The following is a 24,462-nucleotide window of genomic DNA, read 5'->3' as shown; positions in this document are numbered from 1 at the left end:
TCAAACCTCTTCTGGCTGTGGGGCGAGCAGCCCGGCCGCCACGGCCAGGCTCCATAATCCGCGTTCGGTGGCCTGCTCGGCCACGCTGGCCTGGGCAAAGCCGCACAGACGCAGGGCAATGCGATAGCGCTGGCACAGCGGTGCGCTGCCGATCAGCACCACCTCCGGCAGCGCAGCCTCGGCCTGCCGGGCGCGCGACACCTCGGCCAGGGCGCGTAGCTCGTGGCCGATCATCAGGCCGGACAGGTAGTCAGGTTGCTGGGCACCGCTCAGCTGGCCGGTGAGCCCCAGGGTGCGAGCGCTGAACAGGGTCGACAGCAGGCCGATGTCGGCATCGGCCGACAACGCCACCTGCACGCCACGCACGAAGGCGGCTTCGTCGAACTGGCCGGTGGGCTGCTGGGTGCGGCCGAGGATGGTGTGGGCACAGACGGCGGCGTACAGCTCGCCGGTCATGAAGGTGTCGAACCGCTGGATGCAACCATCCACCACGCTCACCCACTTGCTGTGGCTGCCGGGCAGGCCGATCAGCAGGGCGTCCTGGCGGGCATGGCTGGGCAGGTCCTGCAACAGGCCCAGCACCTGGGTTTCCTCGCCGCGCATCACGTTGGGCAGCCGCGAATGCTGGATAACCCCCGGCACGATGTGCAGCACCTTGCCGCGCAAGGTTTGCACCGTCTGCAGGCTGGCGCCCAGGTCGGCGACCCGCGCCGGCGTCGGGCAGTAGGCCGCCTCGCGCCAGCCCTGGGCGCTGCCGACCATGCCGCAGGCAATCACCGGCAGCTGCGGTTGCGCCTGCAGCCAGTCGCCGCAGGCGTCATCGAAGGCCAGTTCAAAACCATTGTCACAGTGCTGCCCGGCGATAGTCCGGGCGGTGGTAGGCAATTGCATGATGCCCGAGGCCAGCGAACGCTGCTCCAGCACCTGGCCATCACGGCCGAGTTTATAAGCCCGAAGGGAGGTAGTCCCCCAATCGAGCGCGATCAAATGCGCCTGCATCGCTTCACCTGAGTTGTTTTTTGACAGTGAGGGCGTAGAGCTGATGAGGAGAATATAGACCGTGTCGTGGGAAAATCTCAATATATAATTTTGCATCCCATATTTAGGGATTAAGTAATGAGCGTACTGTAATGTCTTGCCTTACAGTTTGCCTTGAGTGGGTGTAAGCTATGGCCTTACAGTCGCGTCATGATCAAGAGCATTCGACACAAAGGCTTGAAGGCCTTGTACATGACAGGGACGACCAAAGGCGTAAGGCCCGACCACGTTGCCCGACTGCGTCGGCTGCTCTCGGCCTTGGATAGAGCCGCAGCACCCGAGGACATGAACCGGCCGGGTAACCGCCTGCACGCCTTGAAGGGCGACCGTCTGGGATTCTGGGCGGTAACGGTATCGGGCAACTGGCGCATGATCTATCGCTTCGACGGCACCGATATCGAACTGGTCGACTACCTCGACTACCACTGACTGGAGGGACGGCAATAATGCCCATGTTCAACCCACCCCACCCTGGTGAAGCGCTGCGCGAGGATGTATTGCCGGCGATCGGCATGACGGTCACCGCCCTGGCGCATCACCTGGGCTATTCCCGTGGGCAGTTGTCCACGGTGCTCAACGGCCGCGCGGCACTGTCGGCTGACCTGGCGTTGCGTCTGGAAATGGCGGGGCTGGGCAGCGCGCGCATGTATCTGGCCGAGCAGGCCGCGTACGACCTGTGGCAGGCGCAGCGCAAAAAGCTGCCGGTGATCACCCGCCTGGCCGTCGCCTGATCAACACCTGCGAGCTTAACTGCAGACTCGAGCCCGGTCCCCCTCCTGCAACACCCCCCGCCCGGCAAACACCAGCGCGGTCAGCAGCCCCACCAGGCCCATCACCGCGCTGAAGCCCACGCACACCCACGGGCTCCAGGGCATGGCGGCGATCAACGCCAGGGGCGTGACGCTGGCCCACAGGGCGTAGGCGATGTTGTAGGTAAAGGAGATGCCTGACACGCGGATATTCGCCGGGAACAGGCCGACCATCACCGACGGCACCACGCCCACCACCCCGCAGGCCAGCCCGGCCAGGGCATAGCCCAGCCCCGGCAGGCCCCAGCCGCCGATCAGGTTGGCGTACAGGGCGGCGATGCCCAGGGGCATCAGCAGGCTGTACACAAGCAGCGCCCGCCAGGCGCCGATGCGGTCCACCAGCAGGCCGGCCAGCACGCAACCGATGTTGAGGAACACGATGCCCAGGCTGCTCAAGGCGAAGGTGTGGCTGGCCGTGAGGCCGAAACGCTGCTGCATCACCGTGGGGGTAATGACCACCAGCACGACGACCGCGGACGTCAGCACGCAGGTGAGGATCACCGCCGGCAGCAGCGCGTGGCGGTAATCGCGCAGCACGGTCTTGAGCGGCAGTTCCACCAGGCCTTCGCGACGCTCGCGCAGGGCCAGGAACACCGGGGTCTCGCTCAGCCAGCGGCGCAGCCACACGCCGATGACACCGAACACGCCGCCCAGCAGGAACGGCAGGCGCCAGGCGTAATCAAGGATCTCCTGGGGCGTGAACAGCTGCGCCAGGGCCGTGGCGGTCAGCGCGCCAATCAGGTAGCCGAAGGTCAGCCCCGCCTGCAGAAAGCCCAGGGCGTAACCGCGGCGATGCAGCGGCGCATGTTCGGCGACGAACACCCAGGCGCTGGGCACCTCGCCCCCCACCGCCGCGCCCTGCAGGATGCGCAGGGCCAGCAGGATCAGCGGCGCGGCGTAGCCGATGTGGGCGTAGGTGGGCATGACCCCGATCAGCAGGCACGGTAGCGCCATCATCAGAATGCTCAGGCTGAAGACCTTCTTGCGCCCCAGGTGGTCGGCGAAGTGGGCCATGAGAATGCCGCCCAGCGGCCGGGCCAGGTAACCGGTGACAAAGATGCCGAAGCTTTGCAGCAGGCGCAGCCATTCGGGCATCTGCGGCGGGAAGAACAGCTGGCTGAGGGTGAGCGCGAAGAACACGAAAATGATGAAATCGTAGATTTCCAGGGCGCCGCCCAGGGCCGCCAGGCCCAGGGTCTTGTGGTCGGCGCGCGACAGCAGCAGCGGGCCGGGGGTGGGGTTGGCAGTCATGTGGTATCCACGTATTGGGGACGGCGACGCCTATGCTGGCGCCTGCCAAAGGCGCAGAGGATAGCAAACTGGGGCGCGCCGTAGCAGCGGCCGCAGGCCGCGTCCGCGATTTGCCTGATATACCAGGGTGGTACGGACGCAGCCTTCGGCAGCTGCTACGGGGTTGATTTATATTATGCATATAATATTATCGAGTTATCGCTCACTGCTCAGGAAGCCGCCATGCAGCCCGTCGACACTCAAGACCTCATTGCCTTGTGGCAAGCCCAGGAACAGGCCATGCGCGGCCGCCTCGCAGGGCCGGGCACACTGACCTTTGCCCAGGTGAGTGCGCTTTCGCCCAAGGAATTTTTCGATGGCATTGGCAACGGCGAGCTGCCGTCGCCGCCCATCGGCACGCTGATGGACTTCGTGCCGATCGAGTGGGGGCCGGGGCTGTTCATCTTCCAGGGCACGCCCGATGAACGTCACTACAACCCGCTGGGCAGCGTGCACGGCGGCTATGCCGCCACTTTGCTGGACTCATGCATGGGCTGCGCCATCCACACGCGGCTGCAGCAGGGCCAGGGCTACACCACGCTGGACCTGCGCATCAGCTACGTACGGGCATTGAGCGCCAGCACCGGGCCGGTGCGGGCGGAAGGCAAGGCCATTCACGTGGGGCGGTCCACGGCGCTGGCCGAAGGGCGCATCTATGATGCCGAGGGCAGGCTGTATGCCACCGCCAGCACTACCTGCATGATCCTGGGCAGCCCGGCGCACCGCTAGGAGTGCCGCGCCAGCGCTGGCTCCTTGTGAGCCGGGCGCTTGCGGCGACGCTGGCTGACGACCGCGACAGGCTGCTCGACTAGCTCGGTGCCCATGTCGACGATGTCCATCAGGGTCTTCAGCGCATCGCTGTCCGGCAGGCGTGACAGGCACACGTTGACCGACTCGCGCTGCTGGGCGGCGATGGTCGGCACGGGCACGCTTTCGCTCTCATACAGCAATGCGTGGTGCACCTGCTTGCTGCCCTTGCACAGGCGCGGCAGGTCAACGCCGGCACGCTCGGCCATCTCGGTATTGGCAATCAGCAGGTCGAAGGGTTCCACGGCGCTCTGTACCAGCGCCAGCAGGGCCTCGAAGGAACGCACCGGGGCAATGCGGTAATAGCCCATGGTGTTGAGCATGCGCTCGACGTGCATCAGTTGGCTGGGATGCTCGTCGGCAATCAGGATTCGCAACGCTTTGTTGATCATGGTCGGTGACCTGCGCCGTAGCGCCAAGGGCATCCTTGACCCGTGAGCCGCCACACATCAAGCGGCATCCCTCGGAAGTCTGGCTCGATATTCTTCCCGATGGGCGGCGAAATCAAGGGCGACGCAGCAAATTCGGGGCCAAACCGATGATCGGCGAGCCGAGGCGCTGGCTACAGGCTTTCCCACTCGCGCATGCGCACCCGACAGTGCTTCATGGCGTTGACGATGTGCTTTTCCACCAAGGCCCGGGACAGGTTCAGGCGCGTGGCGATCTCGGGGTGCGACAGGCCTTCGAGCTTGCGCAGCAGGAAACAGTCGCGGCAGGCCGCCGGCAGTTCATCCAGCGCGCGGCGCATCAGTTCCAGGCGCTGGCCCTGGTCCACCGCCTGCTGCAACGCCGGGTCCTGGTAGCGCTCATCGTTGTCCAGCACTTCCAGCGGCTCGGCCTGGCGCAGCACGCTGCGGCGGTGGCCGTCGATCACCAGGTTCAGCGCGGTGCGGTACAGGAACGCGCGCGGGTGGGCGATCTCGGTGTCGCCACTGCGCTCCAGCACCCGCACGTAGGCGTCGTGGGCCACGTCCTCGGCGACCTGGCGGTTGCCCAGGCGCGCGCTGAGAAAGCCGACCAGCTCCCGGTAGTAGGTTTCCAGTACAGCACCGGGCCGCGTCATCAGCAGTGACTTCCCTGGTTACGGTGAAGAATCGGATAGTGGCATATTGCGATGTCGCAAATTATAATAATTCTCAGCCACGTTTTACCAGCCCATTGCCACGGCCCATGTTGAAATCCTCCAACACCTTGTCCATGGGCACCAGCAACAGCCCGCTCAAACGCAGCGGCCGGCCCGTCTGTCGGTAACCCAGGCGCTGGTGAAAGCCGCTGGCGGCGCCGGTGCTGTAGAGCATCGCGCGGCGGTGGCCCTGGCGGCGCAGAAACCCTTCCATGGCCAGCATCAGCGCCCGGCCCACACCTTGCCGGAAGCACTCGGGCTGCACATAGCACAGGCAGATCTCGCCGCTGGTCAAGGCCAGCGCCACCCCGGCCGGCTTGCCGTGCAGCCAGCCCAGGCGCAGGTACAGCGCGTCGTCCAGCAGCCAGCGATCAACGTCCTTGCAGCCTTTGTGACGCAACCAGGCCTCCACCAGGCAAGGGTTATTGCGGTGGTCCAGGGCGCCGCCAGTGCGGATCGAGCGCTCCAGGATACGGCTGATGATGCCGGCATCGCCGGGGCCAGGCGGCTGGATGGCAATGGCTGATTCGGTGAGCGGGTCCATGCTCGTGTTCCTCTCCTGAGGCAAGCCGCTACCCTACCCGCACTGCCCGCCCCTGGCGACCGCGGCGCCGTTACAACGCATGTAGCGGCAGCGCCAGGCGCACCCGCAAGCCGTCGTCACGGCTGTCGAAGCCCAGGCCGCCGCCGCAGCGCAGGACGATGGCATGCACGATCGCCAGGCCCAGGCCGCAGCCGACGCTGTGGCGGCTGCGCCAGAAGCGCTGGGTAAGGTTGGGCAGGTCGGCGGCGGCGATGCCCGGGCCATGGTCGCGCACCAGGAAGCTCGCCTGCCCCGCCACCACGCTCACGCTCAGCTGCACCTGGGCAGTGGCCGGGCTGTGGCGCAGGGCGTTGTCGAGCAGGTTGCGCACGGCGGCCACCGCCAGCGCCGACGGCACCTGCAGGCGCGCCTCGGCCGCGGCCGGCGGCAGCTCCAGGACGATGCGCTGGCGGTCGCCGGCGCTGGCATCCTGCACCGCTGTCTGTGCCACCTGCCCTGCCGTGCAGGCACAACCGTCGTCGAACGACAGGCTGCCTTCCACTCGCGCCAGCAGCAACAACTGCTCAAGGGTGCGGTGCAGGCGGTCGGCGCCTGCCTCGGCGTGGGCCAGGGCAGTTTCGCGGGCACCGCCATCGGTCATGCGCGCCACCTGCAGGTGGGTCTTGATGGCAGTCAGCGGGCTGCGCAGTTCATGGGCGGCGTCGCCGGTCAGGCGACGCTCGCGCTCCAGGGTCTGGCCGATGCGCTGGAACAGCTGGTTCTGGCTGTCCAGCAACGGCTGCAGCTCGCGAGGCAGCGCCTGCACCTGCAGCGGCTCCACCGAGTCGGCGCTGCGCCGCGCCAAGGCGTCGCGGATGCGGTTGAGCGGCGCCAGGCCCACCCCCACGCACAGCCACAGCACCGCCAGGCTGCCCAGCAGCGCCACCAGCACCGGCACCGAGGCGGCCAGCAGGATCGAATAGTTGAGCGACTCGCGTTCTTCGTGGCGGTCGGCGGTGGTGATGCGCACGCCGTCGTGCATCAGGGTGAAGCTGCGCCAGCGGCCGCCATCGATCAGCTGGTCATGGAAACCGCTGCTCTGGTCGTCCAGCTGGTCAGTGGCGCCGTGGCTGCGCGCCAGGATCTCGCCGCGCAGCGAGCTGACCTGGCAGGCCATGCCGTCGGGAATGCTCAGCTGGTCGGCGCTGAAACGCCGTGCCTCGCCCTGGCTGGCCAGCGGCGGCAGCTGGTCCACCAGCCCGGCGACCATGCGCGCCGAGGCGACCAGGCGCTGGTCCAGGGAGAACATCATCTGGTGGCGCAGGTCGCGGAACATCCAGGCCGCCGCCAGGCACCAGACCAGCAGGAAGGCCAGCCCCAGAATCAGGCTCAAGCGCAGGCGCAGGCTCATGCCGGCTGGCCCAGGCGGTAGCCCAGCCCGCGCACGGTCTGGACGATGTCGTTGCCCAGTTTGCGCCGCAGGTGGTGAATGTGTACGTTGAGGGCGTTGCTTTCCACCTCATCGCCGAAGCCGTAGACGCTGTCCTTGAGCTGCTCGCTGGACAGCACCCGGCCGCGGCTGTGCAGCAACGCCTGCAGCAGGGCCTGCTCGCGGCGCGACAGGTCCACCGGCTGGCCGGCCAGCCAGGCCTGGCGGCTGCTGGGGTCATAGCGCAGCGGGCCGTGTTCGATGGCATTTACCGCGCGGCCGGCCACCCGCCGCGTCAGGGTGTGCAGGCGCGCGCACAGTTCGCGCAGGTCGAAGGGTTTGAGCAGGTAGTCATCGGCACCGGCCTCCAGGCCCGCCACGCGGTCGGTGACGGTGTCGCGCGCGGTCAGCACCAGCACTGGCAGCAACTCGCCCTGTTGGCGCAAGGCAGCCAGCATGGCCAGGCCGTCCTCGTCGGGCAGGCCCAGGTCGAGCACCATCACGTCGAAATGCGCCGCCTGCAACAGGGCGCGCGCCGCGCTGGCAGTGCCCACGCGGTCCACGGTCAGGCCCTGGGCCTGCAGGCCGGCGACGATGCCACAGGCAATCAGCTCGTCGTCTTCGCAAAGCAATACGTGCATCAAAGGTACCCATGCGCAAAACCGGCAGTATCGCCGGCGTTGATTAACCGGCGATTATGCCGGGTTCGCCGGGCGGCGGCGCGCCGTTAATCGCCCCTTAACGGCCGGCGGCCAGACTGGTTGCATCTGCCCCCCCACACAGGAAGTCCCCATGTTGAGTCTCGGCGTCGGCCCCTTTGCCCTGGCCGTCAACCACCTGCTGCTGTTGGCCGCCCTGGCGCTGGCCTTGCTGGCCGGCTGGTGGGTGGCCCGCCGGCGCGGCGCGGCCAACCCCGAAGCCAGCATTTTCGGGGTGTTCGTGGTGGCGCTGCTGGTGGCGCGGCTGGCCTTCGTCGCCTTGTACGCCGGCCAGTATCGCGACCAGCCCTGGCAGGTGATTGACCTGCGCGACGGCGGCTTTGTAGGGTGGGCAGGCCTGCTGGCGCTGGTCATCGGCGCCGCGTGGCGCGGCTGGCGCCAGCCTGCCGTGCGCGTGCCCCTGGCCGCGGCCCTGGCCGTGGGCCTGCTGGGCTGGGCCAGTGCCGGCCTGCTGCTGCGCCAGCACCAGCAAGCCATGGCCATGCCCACCGCTGCCCTGCATGACAGCCTGGGCCGGCCAGTGGCACTGCCGGGCAGCGACCCGCGTCCCCTGGTGGTCAACCTGTGGGCCAGCTGGTGCCCGCCCTGCCGCCGCGAGGTGCCCGTGCTGCTGCAGGCCCAGGCGCAGCGGCCGGACCTGCGCTTCGTGTTCATCAACCAGGGCGAGACGCCCGGGGTGGTCAGCAACTTCATCGCCGCCGCCGGCTTCGACCGCCAGCACATCCTCTACGACCCGGGCAGCCAGTGGGGCCGCCAGCTGGGCTCGGCGGCGCTGCCCACCACGCTGTTCTACAGCCCCCGCGGCGAACTGCTGGGCAGCCACCTGGGCGAGCTGTCGGCGGCTAGCCTGGCCGATGCCCTGAAAGTGTTCGAGGGCGCGGCTTATGCCTCGAAACAGGGCATTTAGACTTTATTCTCATTTGACAACGATTATCATTACGGATAGCTTGATGCCCGTCTCGCAGGCGCCAGCCCCTGCGATAACCCACTGGCACCCAGGTGAATTCCATGATGGAACAACAGCCCACAAGCACGTGCGACACACCCCTGCTGCAAGCCTTCGTCGACAACCGCACCCTGCTGGTGAAGATCGCCGCGCGCATCACCGGGTGTCGCTCACGGGCCGAGGACGTGGTGCAGGACGCCTTCTTCCGCCTGCAGTCAGCGCCGTCCATCACCTCGTCGTTCAAGGCGCAGCTGAGCTACCTGTTCCAGATCGTGCGCAACCTGGCCATCGACCACTACCGCAAGCAGGCGCTGGAGCAGCGCTACTGCACCCACGAGGACGAAGGCCTCAATGTGGTAGTGGCCGGCGCCACGCCCGAGGCCACCCACCAGCACCAGGCCACCCTGGAAGTGGTGGAACGGGCGCTGGGCCAACTGCCCCAGCGCACCCGCTACGCCTTTGAGGCCTACCGCCTGCACGGCGTGCCGCAGAAGGACATCGCCCGCGAGCTGGGCGTGTCGCCGACCCTGGTCAACTTCATGATCCGCGACGCGCTGGTGCACTGCCGCAAGGCCTCGGGCGAGCGCGAGGCGGCCTGATGCAGGCCGCGTCCGGGCCCACCCTGGGGCCGTGTCGTATGCGGACGCCGCCTTCGGCAGCTGCTACAGGGGGGCACCGCGCGGCCAAGGCCGGCTCCTACCCCGAACGCAACACGGTGTGGGTAGCAGCGGCCGCAGGCCGCGTCCAAGGCGCCGCGCTGTTCCCGGCAAACCGCGGTGAACCTGGACGCCGCCTTCGGCAGCTGCTACGGGTGGTTCAAAGGGGCAGGTCGTGGCGGGCGAAGAAGCCTTCGCGGGTGGTGACCATCAGCGCCGCGCGCTTGTGCGGGAAGTCGAATTCCTTCTCGCGGTAGAAGCCCTGGCCCTGCAGGTAGCCGATCATCTTGCCGTTGTCGGCACGCGGCTCGGCGACCACGCGCTGGGTGCGCGGGTCGTCCAGGAACAAGTAATGGGTCAGCGCCGACAGCCAGCTGGCCACCTTGTGCGGGCCGCGATGGTTTTCCTCGCCCACCAGCATGTGGATGCCACGGTCGTAGTCGGTGGCATCGAGGAACGGCGCGATACGATCTTCTCGCGCCCAGTACGCCTCGAAATAGGCGAACGGCTGGTCGTCGAAGCAACCGATCAGGGTCAGGGTGTGCGGGTCGGCCGCCAGCTTTTGCAGATAGGCGCGGTGCTGGCCAAGGTCGCCCTGCTCCTGCCAGAAATTCGCCACCCGCGGGTTGTTCTGCCAGCGGTTGAAACGCTCCAGATCCTGCTCCACGTCCAACGCGCGCAACGACACCCAGGCTTGCACCCGTGGGTCGAAACGCCGATACAGCTCACCCGCAGGCTTGGGCGCGCGGCGCGGGTGGCGCTTGCCGTCGGTGATCTGCAACTGCTGGGCATAAGGTGCGCCGGGTTGCACCAGCCACGGCTGCGGCAACTGCCAGAACAGCTCGCGCTCGCACAGGTATTCGCCCGCAGCGGCCACCAGCAAGCCGCTGGCCAGCGCCTGGGCCGGCGCGTCCGCCAGGCGCCAGTGCAAGCGGCGCACCTGTGGGTTGGCGCTCAGCAGCCAGTAGCTGGCAGCCCACACCCCCCGGAAGTCGGCGGCGCCCACGGGGCTGACGTTCAACTGTGGCGTGCGTTGCACCTGCAATTCGATCAGGCGCTCACCCGCCAGGCTCAGCACCAGGCGGTCATCGGTCTCGTCGGCGACCAGGTCGCACCAGTGGGGCAAGGGCGGGATTTGCGGCATAGGGGCAGCTCACGAAAGGAGGGAAGATTCCTGAATGACGTGAGCGCCTTGCAGAAATTTACCCCGGCCGCTGGCTACGGCACCGCATGGGCTACCACCGGTTGCTCGGGCAACGGCCGCACCGCGATCTTGTAGGGGTCGAACACCTTGAACATCTCGCCGTTGGTGCGCAGGACCTGCAGCAACTGGTGGAACTGCTCACCGCTGATGGGCGCCTGGGGGCGCAGCAGCGCGTAGTGGTGATACAGCTGGTCGATGCGGTCGGAGATCAGCAATTCCTTGGCCACCCCGGGGTTGCGCGCCAGGTAGTCATAGAGGTAGGAGCGGGTCACCAGGGCGATGTCGGCGCGGTCGCGCAGGATCATCATCAGGTTGCTGTCATGGGAATAGGTCAGCGTGGCGTTGTAGGTCTTGGCCAGGAACGCGGGGTCGGCGTTGAAGTCGGCGAAGGCGTAGTGGTAGCCGCTGAACAGCGCCAGGCGCTTGCCGGACAGGTCGGCGAAATAGGTCTGGTCGCGGTGCTCACCGCGCTTGGCCACGAAAATCTCGGCGTCTTCCAGGCCCATGTCGACGCTGGTGTGCTCGATCTGCTGCCAGCCCCACTCGGGGTTTTCGAAGATCGCCATGTCGATGCGCCCGTCCTGGAAGTCGCGGTAGCGACGCGGGATCGAGGTGGGCACCAGCACAAAGTGGAACTGGCTCTGTGAGGCATTGAGGTCCTCCACCAACTGCGGCAGCAGGCCGGTGTCGGCGCCGCTTTCGGGGCGCACCGTGTAGGGCGGGAAATGCGCCGCGCCCACCCGTACTTCCTGGGCCGCCAGGCTCGACAGCGCCACCAGGCTCATGCCCGCCCCCATGAGTAACCGCGCCATGCAGCGCCGGCGAATCCCAGTCAACGTGTCGTACCTCGGGGCAAAGGGCATTGGATCCCCATAAATTAGGCGTTTGCAGGCCGTTCGACAACTGCAAACATGGCGTCAATCTTCTTTCAACAGCAACTTCAGTGCCTGGTCCGCCAATTGCTCCAGGCTCAGGCTGCCCTGGGGCTTGAACCAGGTGCTGGTCCACGACAGCGCGCCGGTCAGGAACCGCCGGGTAATGGCCAGGTCGCCGCCCAGCAGGCCCGCGTCCCGGGCCTCGCCCAGCACCTGCAGCCACAATTGCTCGTAGCGCTCGCGCACCGCCAGCACCTGGGCCTGGCCTTGCGCCGACAACGAACGCCACTCATATACGGCCACCGCCATGGCCTCGCCGGTGCCGCCCATGATCGACTGCAGCTCGCAGCGGATCAGCGCCAGCAAGCGCTCGCGCACGCCGGTCACGTCGGCCAGCTCGGCTTGCATCAGCGCGGTGTTGTAGAGGATGGTCTGCTCCATCACCGCACGCAGGATCTCGTCCTTGCTCTTGAAGTGATGGAAGATGCTGCCCGACTGGATACCCACGGCGCTGGCCAGGTCACGCACCGTGGTGCGGTCGAAGCCCTGGCTGCGAAACAGGTGGGCGGCCGTCTGCAGCAGCACGCCGCGGGGGCTGTCGGGGTCGGTCAGTTGACCGCTGGCCACCAGCTGCTGCATGACTTCACGTGCCTTCAGTTCATCCACGACCCTGCCTCCACTACCGTCCGTCGAGCAATGTATGCCGTGGCCCCCTCCCTAGCAAGCGCTTGGGGGATATCGGAACTCTTTGTACTTGGCTACGCTCTAGCCAGAATGAGCACAGCGCACTGGAGCCTGGTATGCCGCATTGGCTGGTGATTGACCTGGAAGCCACCACGGATGAGGGGGGTTGGCCGGTCGCGGAAATGGAAATCATCGAGATCGGTGCCAGCCTGGTGACCCGCGACGGCCGCGAGGTGGACCACTTCCAGCGCTTCGTGCGCCCGCAACGGCGGCCGTGCCTCACGCCCTTCTGCCGCGAGCTGACGCGCATCACCCAGGCCAATATCGACGCTGCCGCGCCGCTGACCGAGGTGTGGCCGCAGTTCGAGCGCTGGCTGGGCCACCACCAGGCCAACCTGCAGGGCTGGGTCAGCTGGGGCGACTATGACCGCCAGCAGCTGTTGCTCAGCTGGCAGCAGCACCAGTTGCAGAGCCTGCTGGCCGAGCTGCCGCACACCAACCTCAAGCAGCGCTTTGCCAAGGCGCGCAAACTGCAGCGCCCGCTGGGGCTCAACGGTGCCCTGCAACTGGCTGGCCTGAGCTTCAGCGGCCAGCAGCACCGGGCCCTGGAAGATGCGCGCAACACGGCGCGGCTGCTGCCGCTGTCACTGCCTAACTAGACGGTTAAAAGCGCGTGCACCGCCTTACGGCGTTGGGCATACTGGCGACCCTTTTGACCCTATCCTGAGGATTCGCCCATGTTTAAAGTCAACGAATACTTCGACGGCACCGTGAAGTCGATTGCTTTCGAAATGAAGGAAGGCCCTGCCACCATCGGCGTCATGGCCCCGGGCGAATACGAATTCGGCACCGCACAGAAAGAAATCATGCACGTGGTCACCGGCAAGCTGATCGTCAAGCTGCCTGACAGCCTGGAATGGGAAACCTTCGAAGGCGGCAGCCGCTTCAACGTGCCGGCCAACAGCAAGTTCCAGCTGAAAGTGGAAGTGGAAACCGCTTACCTCTGCGAATACCGCTAAGCCCCACAACCCCGTGGCCGCTGCCGCCAGGCAGCGGCCACGGGGTCATGTAGGCGCCGCATCTGCGGTATTGAACTGCAACGCCGCCAGCCGCGCGTACAGCGCATTGCCGGCAATCAACTGCCGGTGCGTCCCCACCGCCACCACCCTGCCCTGGTCGATCACCGCGATGCGGTCGGCGTGCTGCACCGTCGCCAGGCGGTGGGCGATGACCAGCGTGGTACGGCCCTGCATCAGGGTTGGCAAGGCTTCCTGAATCAAGTGTTCACTCTGGGCATCCAGGGCACTGGTGGCTTCGTCCAGCAGCAGGATCGGTGCATCCACCAGCAACGCGCGGGCAATGGCCAGGCGCTGGCGCTGGCCGCCGGACAGCCCTAGCCCGGCCTCGCCCAAGTGGGTCTGGTAGCCCTGGGGCAAGGCTTCGATGAAGTCGTGGGCGTGGGCGATGCGGGCGGCCTGTTGCACCTGCTCGAACGGGGCGTCGGCCTGGCCGTAGCGCAGGTTGTCTTCCACGGTGCCGAAGAACAGCGCCGGGGTCTGCGACACCAGGGCGAAATGCCGGCGCAGGTCCTGGGGGTCGAGCTGGCGCAGGTCCACGCCGTCAATGAGGATGCGCCCCTGCTGCGGGTCGTAGAAGCGCAGCAGCAGGTCGAACAGCGTGGATTTTCCCGCCCCGGAAGGCCCCACCAGGGCCAGGGTCTCACCCGCGTGGATCACCAGGTCCAGGCCGTTGATGGCCGGTTGCAGCGGCCGCGACGGGTAGGCGAACAGCAGCTGCTCCAGGGCCAGGCGGCCACTGACGCGCTCGGGCAGGCGCTGCAGGCCGCTGGCCGGTGCGCGGATCTCGCTGCTGGCCTGCAGCAACTCACCGATGCGCTCGGCGGCGCCGGCGGCCCGTTGCAGCTCGCCCATCACCTCGCTCAGGGTGCCAAAGGCACTGCCGACGATCAGGCTGTAGAACACGAACGCGGCCAGCTCGCCGCCGGAAATGCGCCCGGCGATCACGTCCATGCCGCCCACCCACAGCATCACCCCCACCGCGCCCAGCACCAGGATGATCACCAGGGTAATCAGCCAGGCCCGCTGCACGATGCGCTTGCGCGCGGTCTCGAAGGCCTGCTCCACGGTCACGCCGAACCGCCTCTGGTCTTCAGCCTGGTGGTTGTAGGCCTGCACGGTCTTGATCTGGTTGAGGGTTTCGGCCACGTAGCTGCCGACGTCGGCGATGCGGTCCTGGCTCTGCCGCGACAGCCCGCGCACGCGCCGGCCGAACACCAGGATCGGCGCCAGCACCAGCGGCAGGGCGATGACCACGATGCTGGTGAGCTTGGGGTTGGTGACGAACAGCAGCACGATGCCGCCAATCACCATCAGGCCGTTGCGCAGGAACAGCGACAGCGACGAACCGATCACCGACTGCAGCAAGGTGGTGTCGGCGGTCAGCCGCGACTGGATCTCGGAGCTGCGGTTGTTTTCATAGAAGCCGGGGTGCAGGTACACCAGGTGGTCGAACACCTGCTGGCGGATATCGGCCACGCAGCGCTCGCCAATCCACGACACCAAATAGAAGCGCACAAACGTGCCCACCGCCAGCGCCACCACCAGCAGCATGAACACGGCGATGGAGCGGTTAAGCAGCACCGGCGACTGGGTCAGGAAGCCCTGGTCCACCAGCAGGCGTATGCCCTGGCCCATGGACAAGGTGATGCCAGCAGTGACCACCAGGGCCACCAGGGCAGCCAGCGCGCGCCAGCGGTAAGGGGAGAGAAAATGCAGGGCCAGGCGCAGGGCGCGACGCTGGCGGGCGGAGAGCAGCGAAATCATGGGCAGGCCTGGCAAGGAAGGTTCGCCAAGCCTACACCCTGGCGGACCGTTTGCACCCGGGGGGAACTCCGCTTTTCAGGCCAGGTCAGCTTAAACAGGACCTGCCGGGCCTTTACCTAGACGCTTTTGGTCTAAGCACAGGCTGGCGGTTTGCAGCGCTTTCTGGTGGACTGAAAGCGTCGCCAGGCTGCACAGGGATGTAATCAGGCAGTCATCTGGCGACCCTACTCTGAGCACTAAACCTGATGAGGAGACGGGCCATGGGCTTGCACAGCAGCAGTAACCAAACCGTGGAAGTACGCCGAATCCAGCCGCACCAGCCGGCCGGCGGCTCCATTATCGATGCCAAGGGACGCGAGATCCCTATCACCGAAGACATGATCCAGGACGCGTGCCAGGAACTGGAAAAACGTCTGGTCAAACCTGCCCCTGCCAAACAAGACTGACGACCCGCGCCACCCCGTGAACCCGGCCCTGCGCCGGGTTTTTCTTGTTTAGCCCACACCCACCCGGTAGGAGCCGGCCTTGGCCGCGATAGCGCCGTGCCTGCCACTACGCGCCGAGCCCATCGCGACCAAGGTCGGCTCCTACGGTAGTCAGTCAGACCAGTTCGCCGCCCAGGGCTTCGACAATCTTGCGCAGGTCCGGCGAATAGCCGTCCAGGCGCACGCGCAACCCTTCGATTTCCCGGCGCGAGGTGGGGTAGCCCTTGCGCAGGGCGTCGAAGGCGCTGCGTTGCTGGGCATCGTTGTCGGTCAGGCTGCGGCGGAAATCGGCGTCGTCCCGGCGCGGGTCATACACCGCGCGGCACAGCATGGCCATGGCCTGCGCCGGGTCGGCCAGGCCGTTGAGGGCCACTTCCGCCAGCCAGGGCGGCGGCAGCAGGTCGGCCAGTTGCACGCTGGCCGGTTCGCCCCGGAACGCGCAGTAGGCCTGGTAGATCTGCGCGGTACCGCGCTGGCGGCCGTCCAGGCTGTAGCCGGCGATGTGCGGCGTGGCCAGCACGCACAGGTCGGCCAGTTCACCGTCCACGCTGGGTTCGTGCTCCCACACGTCCAGCACCGCCTGCACGTCGTCCCGCTCGATCAGCAGGTCCTTGAGCGCCAGGTTGTCGACAATGGGCCCGCGGGCGGCGTTGATCAGCCAGGCGCCCGGCTTCAGCCGCGCCAGGCGCCCGGCGTCCAGCAGGTGCCAGGTGGGGTGGCTGCCGCCCTTGTTCAGCGGCGTGTGCAGGCTGATCACGTCGCACTGTTCGAGGATCTCGTCCAGGCTCACGTAGTCCCCGCCCTCGGCCGCCTGGCGCACCGGGTCGCAGACCTTGACCTCCCAGCCCAGCCCGCGCAGCACGCGGATCAGCCGCGAGCCGACCTGGCCGGCGCCGACCACGCCGTAGGTGCGCGTGGGCAGTTCCACGCCTTCCAGCTCGGCCAGGGTCACCAGCGCGCCCAGCACGTAGTCCACCACGCCGCGGGCGTTGCAGCCCGGCGCGCTGGACCAGCGGATGCCGGCCTCGGCGAAGTAGTCCAGGTCCAGGTGGTCGGTGCCGATGGTGCAGGTGCCGACAAAGCGCACGTTGCTGCCTTCCAGCAGGGCGCGGTTGACCTTGGTGATGGACCGCACCAGCAGCACGTCGGCGTCACGCACCGCCTCGGCGTCGACGCTGCGGCCGTGCACCCGGCAAATTTCACCGAAATCGGCAAAGAAGTCTTCAAGCAGTGGAATGTTTTCGTCAGCGACAATCAGCATGGCAAGCTCCCCAGTATGGGCGGCAGTTTAGGCGCAGCGGGGCGCGCCGTCACGAAGCACGTGGCAAGTGTTTCCTGACCGCCGCGTCAGGGCGTAGAATGGGCGGTTTTCCGCGCCCACCAGTGGACTACGCCCCGTGACTGCAGCTGCAACCGACATGCCCACCCCCCTCACCCGCCCTGCCCGGGTGCGCCTGGAACTGCGCACGCTGCTGGCCCTGGCGGGGCCGATCATGATCGCGCAGCTGGCGCACACCGCCATGGGCTTCGTCGATGCGGTGATGGCCGGCCGCGTCGGCCCCCGCGACCTGGCGGCCGTGGCCCTGGGCAACTCGATCTGGGTGCCGGTGTTCCTGCTGATGACCGGCATCCTGTTGGCCACCACGCCCAAAGTCGCCCAGCGCCACGGCGCCGGCACCCCGGCCGAGATCGGCCCGCTGGTGCGCCAGGCGCTGTGGCTGGCCCTGGCCGCCGGCCTGGGCGCCAGCCTGCTGCTGTTCAACGCCGAACCGGTGCTGCACCTGATGAAGGTGGACCCGGAGCTGATCGCGCCGTGCATGGGCTATTTGCGCGGCATTGGCACCGGCCTGCCGTCGGTGGCGCTGTACCACGTGCTGCGCTGCTGCAGCGACGGCATGGGCCGTACCCGGCCGAGCATGGTCCTGGGCCTGTGCGGCCTGGCGCTGAACATCCCGCTCAACTACGTGTTCATCTATGGCCACCTGGGCGTGCCGGCCATGGGCGGCGTGGGTTGTGGCTGGGCCACGGCCAGCGTGATGTGGATGATGCTGCTGGGCATGGCCGCGTGGGTGCGCTGGGCGCCGGCCTACCGCGCGGCCAACGTCTTCGGCCAGTTCCAGTGGCCGCAGTGGCCGGTGATCAAGCGCCTGCTGGGCATTGGCCTGCCGATCGGCATCGCGGTGTTCGCCGAGTCGAGCATCTTTGCCGTCATCGCCCTGCTGATCGGCAGCCTGGGCTCCACGGTGGTGGCCGGGCACCAGATTGCCCTGAGCATCAGCTCCATGGTGTTCATGATTCCGTTTTCGCTGGGCATGGCCGTGACCATCCGCGTCGGCCAGGCCCTGGGCCGCGGCCTGCCACGCGAGGCACGCTTCGCCGCCGGCATCGGCATGGCCTCGGCACTGGGTTATGCGTGCTTCTCGGCGACGTTGATGTACCTGGGCCGCGAGCACATCGCCCGTATCTACACGGCTGACCCGGCGGTGCTGCACATTGCCGCCATGTTGATCGTGTACGCGGCGCTGTTCCAGTTCTCCGACGCCATCCAGGTCACGGCGGCCGGTGCCTTGCGCGGCTACCAGGACACGCGGGTGACCATGCTGCTGACGCTGTTTGCCTACTGGGGCATCGGCCTGCCGGTGGGTTACCTGCTGGGGCTGACCGACTGGCTGGGCGCGCCGGCCGGGCCGAGCGGGCTGTGGCAGGGGCTGATCGTGGGCCTGACCTGTGCGGCGGCGATGCTGCTGGTGCGCCTGATGCGCAGTGCGCGCAAGCGTATTCGCAGCGCCTGAACCGCGGACGCGGCCTGCGGCCGCTGCTACGGGAATCGATGACGCGCCGGGAGTCGATGAATGCCACGACGAAACCTCGCGTAGCAGCGGCCGCAGGCCGCGTCAGGGATTGGCCAGAAGCCGATACCCCACCCCCGGCTCGGTAATGATGTAGCGCGGCGCCGTCGGATCGTCATCGAGCTTCTGGCGAATATGCCCCACCACAATGCGCAGGTAGTGGCTGTCGTCGGCATGGGTCGGGCCCCAGATGTCCTTGAGCAGCTGCTGCTGGGTAATCACCCGCCCCGGGTAGCGCGCCAGCTGCGCCACCACCGCGTACTCCTTGCGGGTCAACGCCACCTCGGCGCCGTCCAGGGTCACCCGGCGCAGGCCCAGGTCAATCAGCAGCCCGCCGATGCTCACCGGCGCCGGCGGCGCATCGCCGCTGGGCACCTGGCGCAGCAAGGCGCGGATGCGCGCCAAAAACTCCTGAATGCCGAACGGCTTGGTCACGTAGTCGTTGGCGCCATTGTCCAGGGCTTCCACCTTCTGGATCTCGCTGGCGCGCACCGACAGCACCAGCACCGGCACCGCGCTCCATTCACGCAGCTCGCGCAGCACCTGCTGGCCGTCCATGTCCGGCAGGCCCAGGTCCAGCACCACCAGGTCGGGGCGGCCCAGCGCGGCCTGGCTCAGGCCCTCGGCACCGGTGCCGGCTTCCAGCACCTTGTAGCCCTGGGAGGCCAGGCTGATGCGCAGGAACTTGCGGATCTGCGGTTCGTCGTCGATCACCAGCAGGGTCGCGGTTTGACTCATGTTCAGGCTTCACTTTCCAGGCCGGGTTGCGGTTGCACCGGCAAGCATAGAGTGATGCAGGTGCCGTGGCCATCCAGGCCGTCAGTCACCAGGATGCGCCCGCCGTGGGCGCCGATCATGCCCTGGCAGATCGCCAGGCCCAGGCCGGTGCCCTGGCCACCGCGGTCACCCCGGGCGGCGGTGTAGAACATGTCGAAGATTTTCGCCCGCTCCTCCTCGGGAATGCCCGGGCCCTGGTCGCTGACCGCGAAGCTCAGTTCCTCGCCGCTGACGGCGGCGCGTATAAGCAGGCGGCCGTGGACCGGCGAGAAGCGCGCGGCGTTTTCCAGCACGTTGATCAGCGCCTGCTCGATCAGCGCCGCGTGCACGTACAGCAACGGCAGCTGCGCCGGCACCTCGACGTCCACCACAAGCGGTGCCAACACCGCGCGCAGGCGGTTCAGGGCGCTGCCGACAATGTCCGCCGGCGCCACCCAGTCGCGCGCCAGCTTCAGCGCGCCGTGGCCCAGGCGGGTCATGTCGAGCAGGTTCTGGATGTAGCGGTCGAGGCGCTCGGCCTCGTCGCGGGTGCCTTCCAGCAGCTCCTGGCGGTCGGCACGGGGAATGGCCTCGCCCAGGGCCAGCAGGCTGTCGATGCTGCCGCGCATGGCCGTCAGCGGCGTGCGCAGGTCGTGGGACACCGAGGCCAGCAGCGCGCTGCGCAGCTGTTCGGTTTCACCGTGCAGGCGCGCCGCCTCCAGGTCCTGGGCCAGTTGCGCGCGGGCCAGGCCCTGGGCCAGCGGCTGGCTGAGGGCACCGAGCAGGCGCCGGCGCTGGGCGCTCAAGGCGCGGCCCTCGCGGTCGCGCACGCCCAGCAGCACCAGCGGGCCGTCCTGCAGCGACACCGGCGTCCACCACCAGCGCCCCGAAGGCAAGGTGCCGGTGCCCAGGCCGGCGGGCTGGTCATGCTGCCAGGCCCAGTCGGCGGCGGCGCGCTCGGTATCACTGAGGGGAATGGGGTGGCCGCCGGGGTCTTTCCAGCCCTGGTGGCCGTCGCGCTCGGCCACCCACACCTGCAGCTCGCGCCAACCCTGCAGGTGCTGGGCGGCGGCGCTGAGCACGGCCTGGCGGTCGGTGGCGGCAGTGAGCTTGCGCGACAGGTCGAGCAGCTCGCCGGTCTCTTCCTGGGTGTCGCGCAGGGCCTGCAACTGGCGGCGCTGGCGCGCGGCGAGGTTGCCGGTGAGTGCCGCCATCAGCAGGAAAAACAGCAGGGTCAACACGTCCTCTTCGCGGTAGATGGTCAGCGAGAAGGTCGGCGGAATGAACAGAAAGTCATACGCCAGGAACGACAGCGCCGCGCACACCAGCGCCGGCCCCAGGCTGCTGCGCACCGCCACCAGCAGCACGGCGGCAAGGAACACCAGGGAGATGTTCGGCAGCGCCAGCACGCTGGCCACCGCCGAGGCCAGGCCGCTGGCGGCGATGGTGGCGAACAGCGCCAGCAGGTAGTCGAACCACACCCACTGCCCGGCCTCGTGGCCACGGGGCACGGGGCGCGCCGCGTCGCGGTCGAGCACGTTGATCTCCAGGCCATGGGTGTCGCGCAACAAACGCGGGCCCAGGCCGCCACCCAGCCAGCGGCGGTACCACAGCGGCCGCGACTGGCCCACCAGCACCAGGCTGGCGCGGCGCTCGGCGGCGTGCTGGATCAGGGTCCTGGCCACCTCGCCGGCGCGCAGCACCACCACTTCGCCGCCCAGGCGTTCGGTCAGCTGCTGGGCGTGCTGCAGGTGCTGGCGGCTGAGTTCGTCGCGGGCCTTGCCGGTGTCCACGTGCACCACGCTCCAGGGCAGGTGCCGGCGCTGGGCCACGCGGCTGGCGTGGCGCACCAGGCGCTCGGCCTGGGCATCGCCATCGATGCCCACCAGCAGCCGCCCGCGCAACGCCGGGGCGGCCTGGCCCATGCGCCGGTAGCCCTGGGCCAGGTCGGCGTCGACCTGGGCGGCGGCGGTCTGCATGGCCAGCTCGCGCAACGCGGTGAGGTTGGTCTGGGTGAAGAAAGCCTCGATCGCCGCCCGCGCCTGTTCGGGCACGTACACCTTGCCGTCGCGCAGGCGCTCCAGCAGTTCGCGCGGCGGCAGGTCGATCAGCACCAGCTCGTCGGCCTCCTGCAGCACCCAGTCGGGCAGGGTCTCGCGCACCTGCACGCCGGTGATGTCCAGCACCTGGTCGTTGAGGCTTTCCAGGTGCTGGACGTTGACCGTGGTGTAGACGTGGATGCCCGCGGCCAGCAGTTCCTGAATGTCCTGCCAGCGCTTGGCGTGGCGGCTGCCGGGGGCGTTGCTGTGGGCCAGTTCGTCCACCAGCACCAGCTGCGGCGCGGCCTGCAGCAGGCCGTCGAGGTCCATCTCCTCCAGGGTCACGCCGCGGTACTGGGAGCGCACCAGCGGCAACTGGGCCAGGCCGCCCAGCAGCGCCTCGGTCTCGGCCCGGCCATGGGTTTCCACCACCCCGGCCACCACCCGCAGGCCCTGGCGCAGCTGGCCGTGGGCGGCCTGCAGCATGGCGTAGGTCTTGCCCACGCCGGGGGCGGCGCCAAGGAACACCTTGAGGCGGCCGCGGCCGTCGCGGGGCAATTGGGCCAGCAACGCGTCGGCGCGCAGGGCATCACTCATGACAGGTACTCGGGTAAGGTTCAGGACCGCAGCGTCTGTATCGCGGCCAAGGCCGGCTCCTACGCGGACGGTGTAGGAGCCGGCCTTGGCCGCGATGCAGGCGACACGGCGTAGGAGCCGGCCTTGGCCGCGATGCAGGCGATACGGTAGCAATCAACGCGATGAAGGTAGCCGATCCAGCGCCAGGTTCAAAGCCAGCACATTGACCACCGGCGGCCCGAACAGCGAGTGCTCGGTGTGCTCGGCCACAAGCTGCTGCAGCGTGGCAGCGGGCAACTGCCGTGCCTGGGCCACGCGGGCCACCTGGTAGCTGGCGGCGGCCGGCGGCAGGTGCGGGTCCAGGCCGCTGCCCGAAGTGGTCAGCAGCGCCAGCGGCACCGGCCCCTGCCCATCCACATACAGCTTGGCGGCATCGTCCTTGATGCGGCTGGCCAGCGCCGGGTTGCTGGGGGCCAGGTTGCTGGCGCTGCTGGACACGGTGGCAAAATCCCCGGCCGACGGCCGCGGGTGGAACCAGGCATCGCCGCTGAACCCCTGGGCGATCAGGCTGGAGCCGCGCACCTTGCCCGCCTCGTCGTGTACCAGGCTGCCATTGGCCTGTTCCGGGAAGGCCACCTGGGCCACCGCCGTCACGGCCAGCGGGTAGGCCACGCCGGTGATCAGGGTCATCAACACAAGCAGGCTCAAGGCCGGACGCAGATAAGTCGACATCATCAATTCCTCATACCAGGTGGACGGCGGTCAGCAGCAGGTCGATCAGCTTGATGCCCACGAACGGCACCACGATCCCGCCCAGGCCGTAGATCAACAGGTTGCGCCGCAGCAGGTGCGCGGCGCTCGCGGCCTGCACCCGCACGCCGCGCAGGGCCAGCGGGATCAGCACCACGATGATCAGCGCGTTGAAGACGATGGCCGACAGGATCGCGCTCTGCGGGCTGGCCAGGTGCATCACGTTCAACACCCCCAGCTGCGGGTAGATGGCGGCGAACAACGCCGGCAGGATGGCGAAGTACTTGGCCACGTCGTTGGCGATGGAGAACGTGGTCAGGGCACCCCGGGTCACCAGCAGCTCCTTGCCGATCTGCACCACGTCCAGCAGCTTGGTGGGGTCGCTGTCGAGGTCGACCATGTTGGCCGCCTCGCGCGCCGCCTGGGTGCCGTCGTTCATGGCCATGCCCACGTCCGCCTGGGCCAGGGCCGGGGCGTCGTTGGCGCCGTCGCCGCACATGGCTACCAGGCGGCCGTCGTCCTGTTCCTGGCGGATGCGCGCCAGCTTTTTCTCCGGGGTGGCTTCGGCCAGCACATCGTCAACACCCGCCTCGGCAGCGATGGCAGCGGCGGTCAGCGGGTTGTCGCCGGTGACCATCACGGTGCGGATGCCCAGCTTGCGCAGTTCGTCGAAGCGCTCGCGGATGCCCGGCTTGACCACGTCCTTGAGGTGAATGGCACCCAGCAGGCGCTTGTCGCGGCACACCAGCAGCGGAGTGCCGCCGCTCTGGGCGATCTTGTCCACTTCCCGGGCCAGGGCGGCGGGCATTTCCAGGCGCGCCATGCCGACGAAGGCCAGCAGCGAGTCCACCGCACCCTTGCGGTAGATGCGCCCGGCGTGGTCGACGCCGCTCAGGCGCGTCTCGGCGCTGAAGGGCACCGCCACCAACTCGGTGGCGGCCGGCTCCGGCAGGCTGTGCAACTGGCGCAGGAACTCGACGATGGACTTGCCCTCGGCGGTGTCGTCGGCCAACGAGGCCAGCAACGCGCCTTCGGCCAGCTCCTTGGCGGTCACGCCGGGGGCGGCGTACAGCGCGGTGCAGCGGCGGTTGCCGAAGGTAATGGTGCCGGTCTTGTCCAGCAGCAGCACGTGCACGTCCCCCGCCGCTTCCACGGCACGGCCGGACTTGGCGATCACGTTCAGGCGCACCAGGCGGTCCATGCCGGCGATGCCGATGGCCGACAGCAGGCCGCCGATGGTGGTGGGAATCAGGGTCACCAGCAGCGCCACCAGGAACACCAGCGGCAGGCTGCCGTTGGCGAAGTGGGCGAACGGCTGCAGGGTCACCACCACCAGCAGGAAGATCAGCGTCAGGCCGATCAGCAGGATGTCGAGGGCAATCTCGTTGGGGGTCTTCTGCCGTTTGGCGCCTTCCACCAGGGCGATCATGCGGTCCAGGGTCGACTCGCCGGGGTTGGCGGTGATCTTCACCAGCAGCCAGTCCGACACCAGGCGGGTGTTGCCGGTGACGGCCGAGCGGTCGCCACCGGACTCACGGATCACCGGCGCCGATTCGCCGGTAATGGCCGCCTCGTTGACCGCGGCGATGCCTTCGATGACCTCGCCGTCGCCGGGGATCATTTCCCCGGCCTCGACGCGCACCACGTCACCCTTGCGCAGGCTGGCGGCGGCAACGTGCTGGAACTGCCCGGCACCGTCCCGGCGGCGCGCGGTGAGGCCCTGGCTACCGGCCTTGAGGCTGTCGGCGCGGGCCTTGCCACGGCCCTCGGCCAGGGCTTCGGCGAAGTTGGCGAACAGCACGGTGAACCACAGCCACAGGGCGATCTGCACCGCCACCCCAGTGTTCACCCCGGCCTCGGGCAGCACGCACAGCACCGTGGTGAGGATGGCCGTGAGTTCCACCACCAGCATCACCGGCGCCCGCTGCAGCTGGCGTGGGTCGAGCTTGACGAAGGCCTGCACCAGCGCCGGCCGCCACAGGGCGGCGAACGCGGTTTTCTGCGCGGCGCCGGCGGCATCGGCGGCGGCCGGCTTGGCAACACGGATCGGCATATTCATGG

The 24,462-nt window shown here is 68.0% G+C and carries 25 protein-coding genes; 9 read left to right on the top strand and 16 right to left on the bottom strand.

The features are described 5' to 3' along the window. Positions 1–999: a 2-dehydro-3-deoxygalactonokinase gene (locus RAM80_RS25920; protein WP_416423243.1), complete on the bottom strand. Its 999-nt coding sequence runs from the start codon at positions 997–999 to the stop codon at positions 1–3. Positions 1,000–1,188: 189 nt separating this feature from the next. Between RAM80_RS25920 and RAM80_RS25915 the strand changes: the two genes are divergently transcribed. Then, the gene (locus RAM80_RS25915; protein WP_416423242.1) at positions 1,189–1,467 is read left to right on the top strand and encodes a type II toxin-antitoxin system RelE/ParE family toxin; all 279 of its coding nucleotides are present in this window, start codon (positions 1,189–1,191) and stop codon (positions 1,465–1,467) included. A 17-nt stretch (positions 1,468–1,484) separates the two neighbouring features. Continuing rightward, complete coding sequence (locus RAM80_RS25910; RefSeq protein ID WP_416423241.1) at positions 1,485–1,769, top strand: HigA family addiction module antitoxin; 285 nt, start codon at positions 1,485–1,487, stop codon at positions 1,767–1,769. 15 nt (positions 1,770–1,784) lie between these two features. Here the strand turns inward: RAM80_RS25910 and RAM80_RS25905 are convergent, their stop codons facing one another. Beyond that, entirely contained in the window at positions 1,785–3,098 is a 1,314-nt protein-coding gene (locus tag RAM80_RS25905) for an MFS transporter (protein WP_416423240.1), read from the bottom strand. 222 nt (positions 3,099–3,320) lie between these two features. On the opposite strand from RAM80_RS25905, the gene RAM80_RS25900 reads away from it, so the two are divergent. Next, positions 3,321–3,866 (top strand): PaaI family thioesterase, encoded by a 546-nt coding sequence (locus RAM80_RS25900; protein ID WP_416423239.1) that lies wholly within the window; start codon positions 3,321–3,323, stop codon positions 3,864–3,866. On the opposite strand, the gene RAM80_RS25895 is transcribed toward RAM80_RS25900, so the two are convergent. The 5 genes from RAM80_RS25895 to RAM80_RS25875 form a co-directional block, all read right to left on the bottom strand. After that, positions 3,863–4,336 (bottom strand): histidine kinase, encoded by a 474-nt coding sequence (locus tag RAM80_RS25895; protein WP_416423238.1) that lies wholly within the window; start codon positions 4,334–4,336, stop codon positions 3,863–3,865. The two genes, RAM80_RS25900 and RAM80_RS25895, sit on opposite strands and share 4 nt — an antisense overlap. 170 nt (positions 4,337–4,506) lie before the next feature. Then, complete coding sequence (locus RAM80_RS25890) at positions 4,507–4,986, bottom strand: sigma-70 family RNA polymerase sigma factor (RefSeq protein WP_416427564.1); 480 nt, start codon at positions 4,984–4,986, stop codon at positions 4,507–4,509. A 94-nt stretch (positions 4,987–5,080) separates the two neighbouring features. Continuing rightward, complete coding sequence (locus RAM80_RS25885; RefSeq protein WP_416423237.1) at positions 5,081–5,611, bottom strand: GNAT family N-acetyltransferase; 531 nt, start codon at positions 5,609–5,611, stop codon at positions 5,081–5,083. A 70-nt stretch (positions 5,612–5,681) separates the two neighbouring features. Next, positions 5,682–7,001 (bottom strand): ATP-binding protein, encoded by a 1,320-nt coding sequence (locus RAM80_RS25880; protein ID WP_416423236.1) that lies wholly within the window; start codon positions 6,999–7,001, stop codon positions 5,682–5,684. Further along, entirely contained in the window at positions 6,998–7,660 is a 663-nt protein-coding gene (locus RAM80_RS25875) for a response regulator (RefSeq protein ID WP_416423235.1), read from the bottom strand. The genes RAM80_RS25880 and RAM80_RS25875 overlap by 4 nt, the downstream gene beginning before the upstream one ends. Before the next feature lie 151 nt (positions 7,661–7,811). Here RAM80_RS25875 and RAM80_RS25870 point away from each other — a divergent pair, with 151 nt between their 5' ends. Both RAM80_RS25870 and RAM80_RS25865 read left to right on the top strand, forming a co-directional pair. Continuing rightward, positions 7,812–8,645 (top strand): prolipoprotein diacylglyceryl transferase family protein, encoded by an 834-nt coding sequence (locus RAM80_RS25870; RefSeq protein WP_416423234.1) that lies wholly within the window; start codon positions 7,812–7,814, stop codon positions 8,643–8,645. Between the two features lie 101 nt (positions 8,646–8,746). Beyond that, complete coding sequence (locus RAM80_RS25865; RefSeq protein ID WP_416423233.1) at positions 8,747–9,283, top strand: RNA polymerase factor sigma-70; 537 nt, start codon at positions 8,747–8,749, stop codon at positions 9,281–9,283. 217 nt (positions 9,284–9,500) lie between these two features. Here RAM80_RS25865 and RAM80_RS25860 read toward each other — a convergent pair whose 3' ends face one another. From RAM80_RS25860 to RAM80_RS25850, 3 genes are all read right to left on the bottom strand, one after another. Beyond that, entirely contained in the window at positions 9,501–10,484 is a 984-nt protein-coding gene (locus RAM80_RS25860) for a GNAT family N-acetyltransferase (RefSeq protein ID WP_416423232.1), read from the bottom strand. Between the two features lie 74 nt (positions 10,485–10,558). Next, positions 10,559–11,356, bottom strand: a complete 798-nt coding sequence (locus tag RAM80_RS25855; RefSeq protein WP_416423231.1) for a substrate-binding periplasmic protein — start codon at positions 11,354–11,356, stop codon at positions 10,559–10,561. Positions 11,357–11,461: 105 nt separating this feature from the next. Next, the gene (locus RAM80_RS25850) at positions 11,462–12,085 is read right to left on the bottom strand and encodes a TetR/AcrR family transcriptional regulator (protein ID WP_416423230.1); all 624 of its coding nucleotides are present in this window, start codon (positions 12,083–12,085) and stop codon (positions 11,462–11,464) included. 134 nt (positions 12,086–12,219) lie between these two features. Between RAM80_RS25850 and RAM80_RS25845 the strand changes: the two genes are divergently transcribed. Both RAM80_RS25845 and RAM80_RS25840 read left to right on the top strand, forming a co-directional pair. Beyond that, a complete protein-coding gene (locus RAM80_RS25845) occupies positions 12,220–12,762 on the top strand; it encodes an exonuclease domain-containing protein (protein WP_416423229.1) in 543 nt (180 codons plus the stop codon). 78 nt (positions 12,763–12,840) lie between these two features. Next, positions 12,841–13,122 (top strand): pyrimidine/purine nucleoside phosphorylase, encoded by a 282-nt coding sequence (locus RAM80_RS25840; protein WP_416423228.1) that lies wholly within the window; start codon positions 12,841–12,843, stop codon positions 13,120–13,122. 45 nt (positions 13,123–13,167) lie between these two features. Here the strand turns inward: RAM80_RS25840 and RAM80_RS25835 are convergent, their stop codons facing one another. Then, entirely contained in the window at positions 13,168–14,946 is a 1,779-nt protein-coding gene (locus RAM80_RS25835) for an ABC transporter transmembrane domain-containing protein (RefSeq protein WP_416423227.1), read from the bottom strand. Between the two features lie 260 nt (positions 14,947–15,206). Here RAM80_RS25835 and RAM80_RS25830 point away from each other — a divergent pair, with 260 nt between their 5' ends. After that, on the top strand, positions 15,207–15,392 hold the full coding sequence (locus RAM80_RS25830) for a PA1571 family protein (RefSeq protein WP_416423226.1): 186 nt from the start codon (positions 15,207–15,209) through the stop codon (positions 15,390–15,392). A 154-nt stretch (positions 15,393–15,546) separates the two neighbouring features. Here the strand turns inward: RAM80_RS25830 and pdxB are convergent, their stop codons facing one another. Next, positions 15,547–16,692, bottom strand: a complete 1,146-nt coding sequence (gene pdxB, locus RAM80_RS25825) for a 4-phosphoerythronate dehydrogenase PdxB (protein WP_416423225.1) — start codon at positions 16,690–16,692, stop codon at positions 15,547–15,549. 157 nt (positions 16,693–16,849) lie between these two features. Here pdxB and RAM80_RS25820 point away from each other — a divergent pair, with 157 nt between their 5' ends. After that, on the top strand, positions 16,850–18,223 hold the full coding sequence (locus RAM80_RS25820) for an MATE family efflux transporter (RefSeq protein ID WP_416427563.1): 1,374 nt from the start codon (positions 16,850–16,852) through the stop codon (positions 18,221–18,223). 102 nt (positions 18,224–18,325) lie between these two features. On the opposite strand, the gene RAM80_RS25815 is transcribed toward RAM80_RS25820, so the two are convergent. The 4 genes from RAM80_RS25815 to kdpB form a co-directional block, all read right to left on the bottom strand. Continuing rightward, complete coding sequence (locus RAM80_RS25815) at positions 18,326–19,018, bottom strand: response regulator (RefSeq protein WP_416423224.1); 693 nt, start codon at positions 19,016–19,018, stop codon at positions 18,326–18,328. A gap of 2 nt (positions 19,019–19,020) precedes the next feature. Next, positions 19,021–21,672, bottom strand: coding sequence for a DUF4118 domain-containing protein (locus RAM80_RS25810; RefSeq protein ID WP_416423223.1), 2,652 nt, complete (start codon positions 21,670–21,672; stop codon positions 19,021–19,023). A gap of 153 nt (positions 21,673–21,825) precedes the next feature. Continuing rightward, positions 21,826–22,383, bottom strand: coding sequence for a potassium-transporting ATPase subunit KdpC (gene kdpC, locus RAM80_RS25805; protein WP_416423222.1), 558 nt, complete (start codon positions 22,381–22,383; stop codon positions 21,826–21,828). 10 nt (positions 22,384–22,393) lie between these two features. Further along, a complete protein-coding gene (gene kdpB, locus RAM80_RS25800; RefSeq protein ID WP_416427562.1) occupies positions 22,394–24,454 on the bottom strand; it encodes a potassium-transporting ATPase subunit KdpB in 2,061 nt (686 codons plus the stop codon). Positions 24,455–24,462: the final 8 nt, after the last annotated feature.

The sequence above is a fragment of the Pseudomonas sp. App30 genome, assembly GCF_047947025.1.
Taxonomy (GTDB): Bacteria; Pseudomonadota; Gammaproteobacteria; order Pseudomonadales; family Pseudomonadaceae; genus Aquipseudomonas.
The sequence above is the reverse complement of the archived record's forward strand: the minus strand, read 5'-3'. Positions and strand labels throughout refer to the sequence as shown.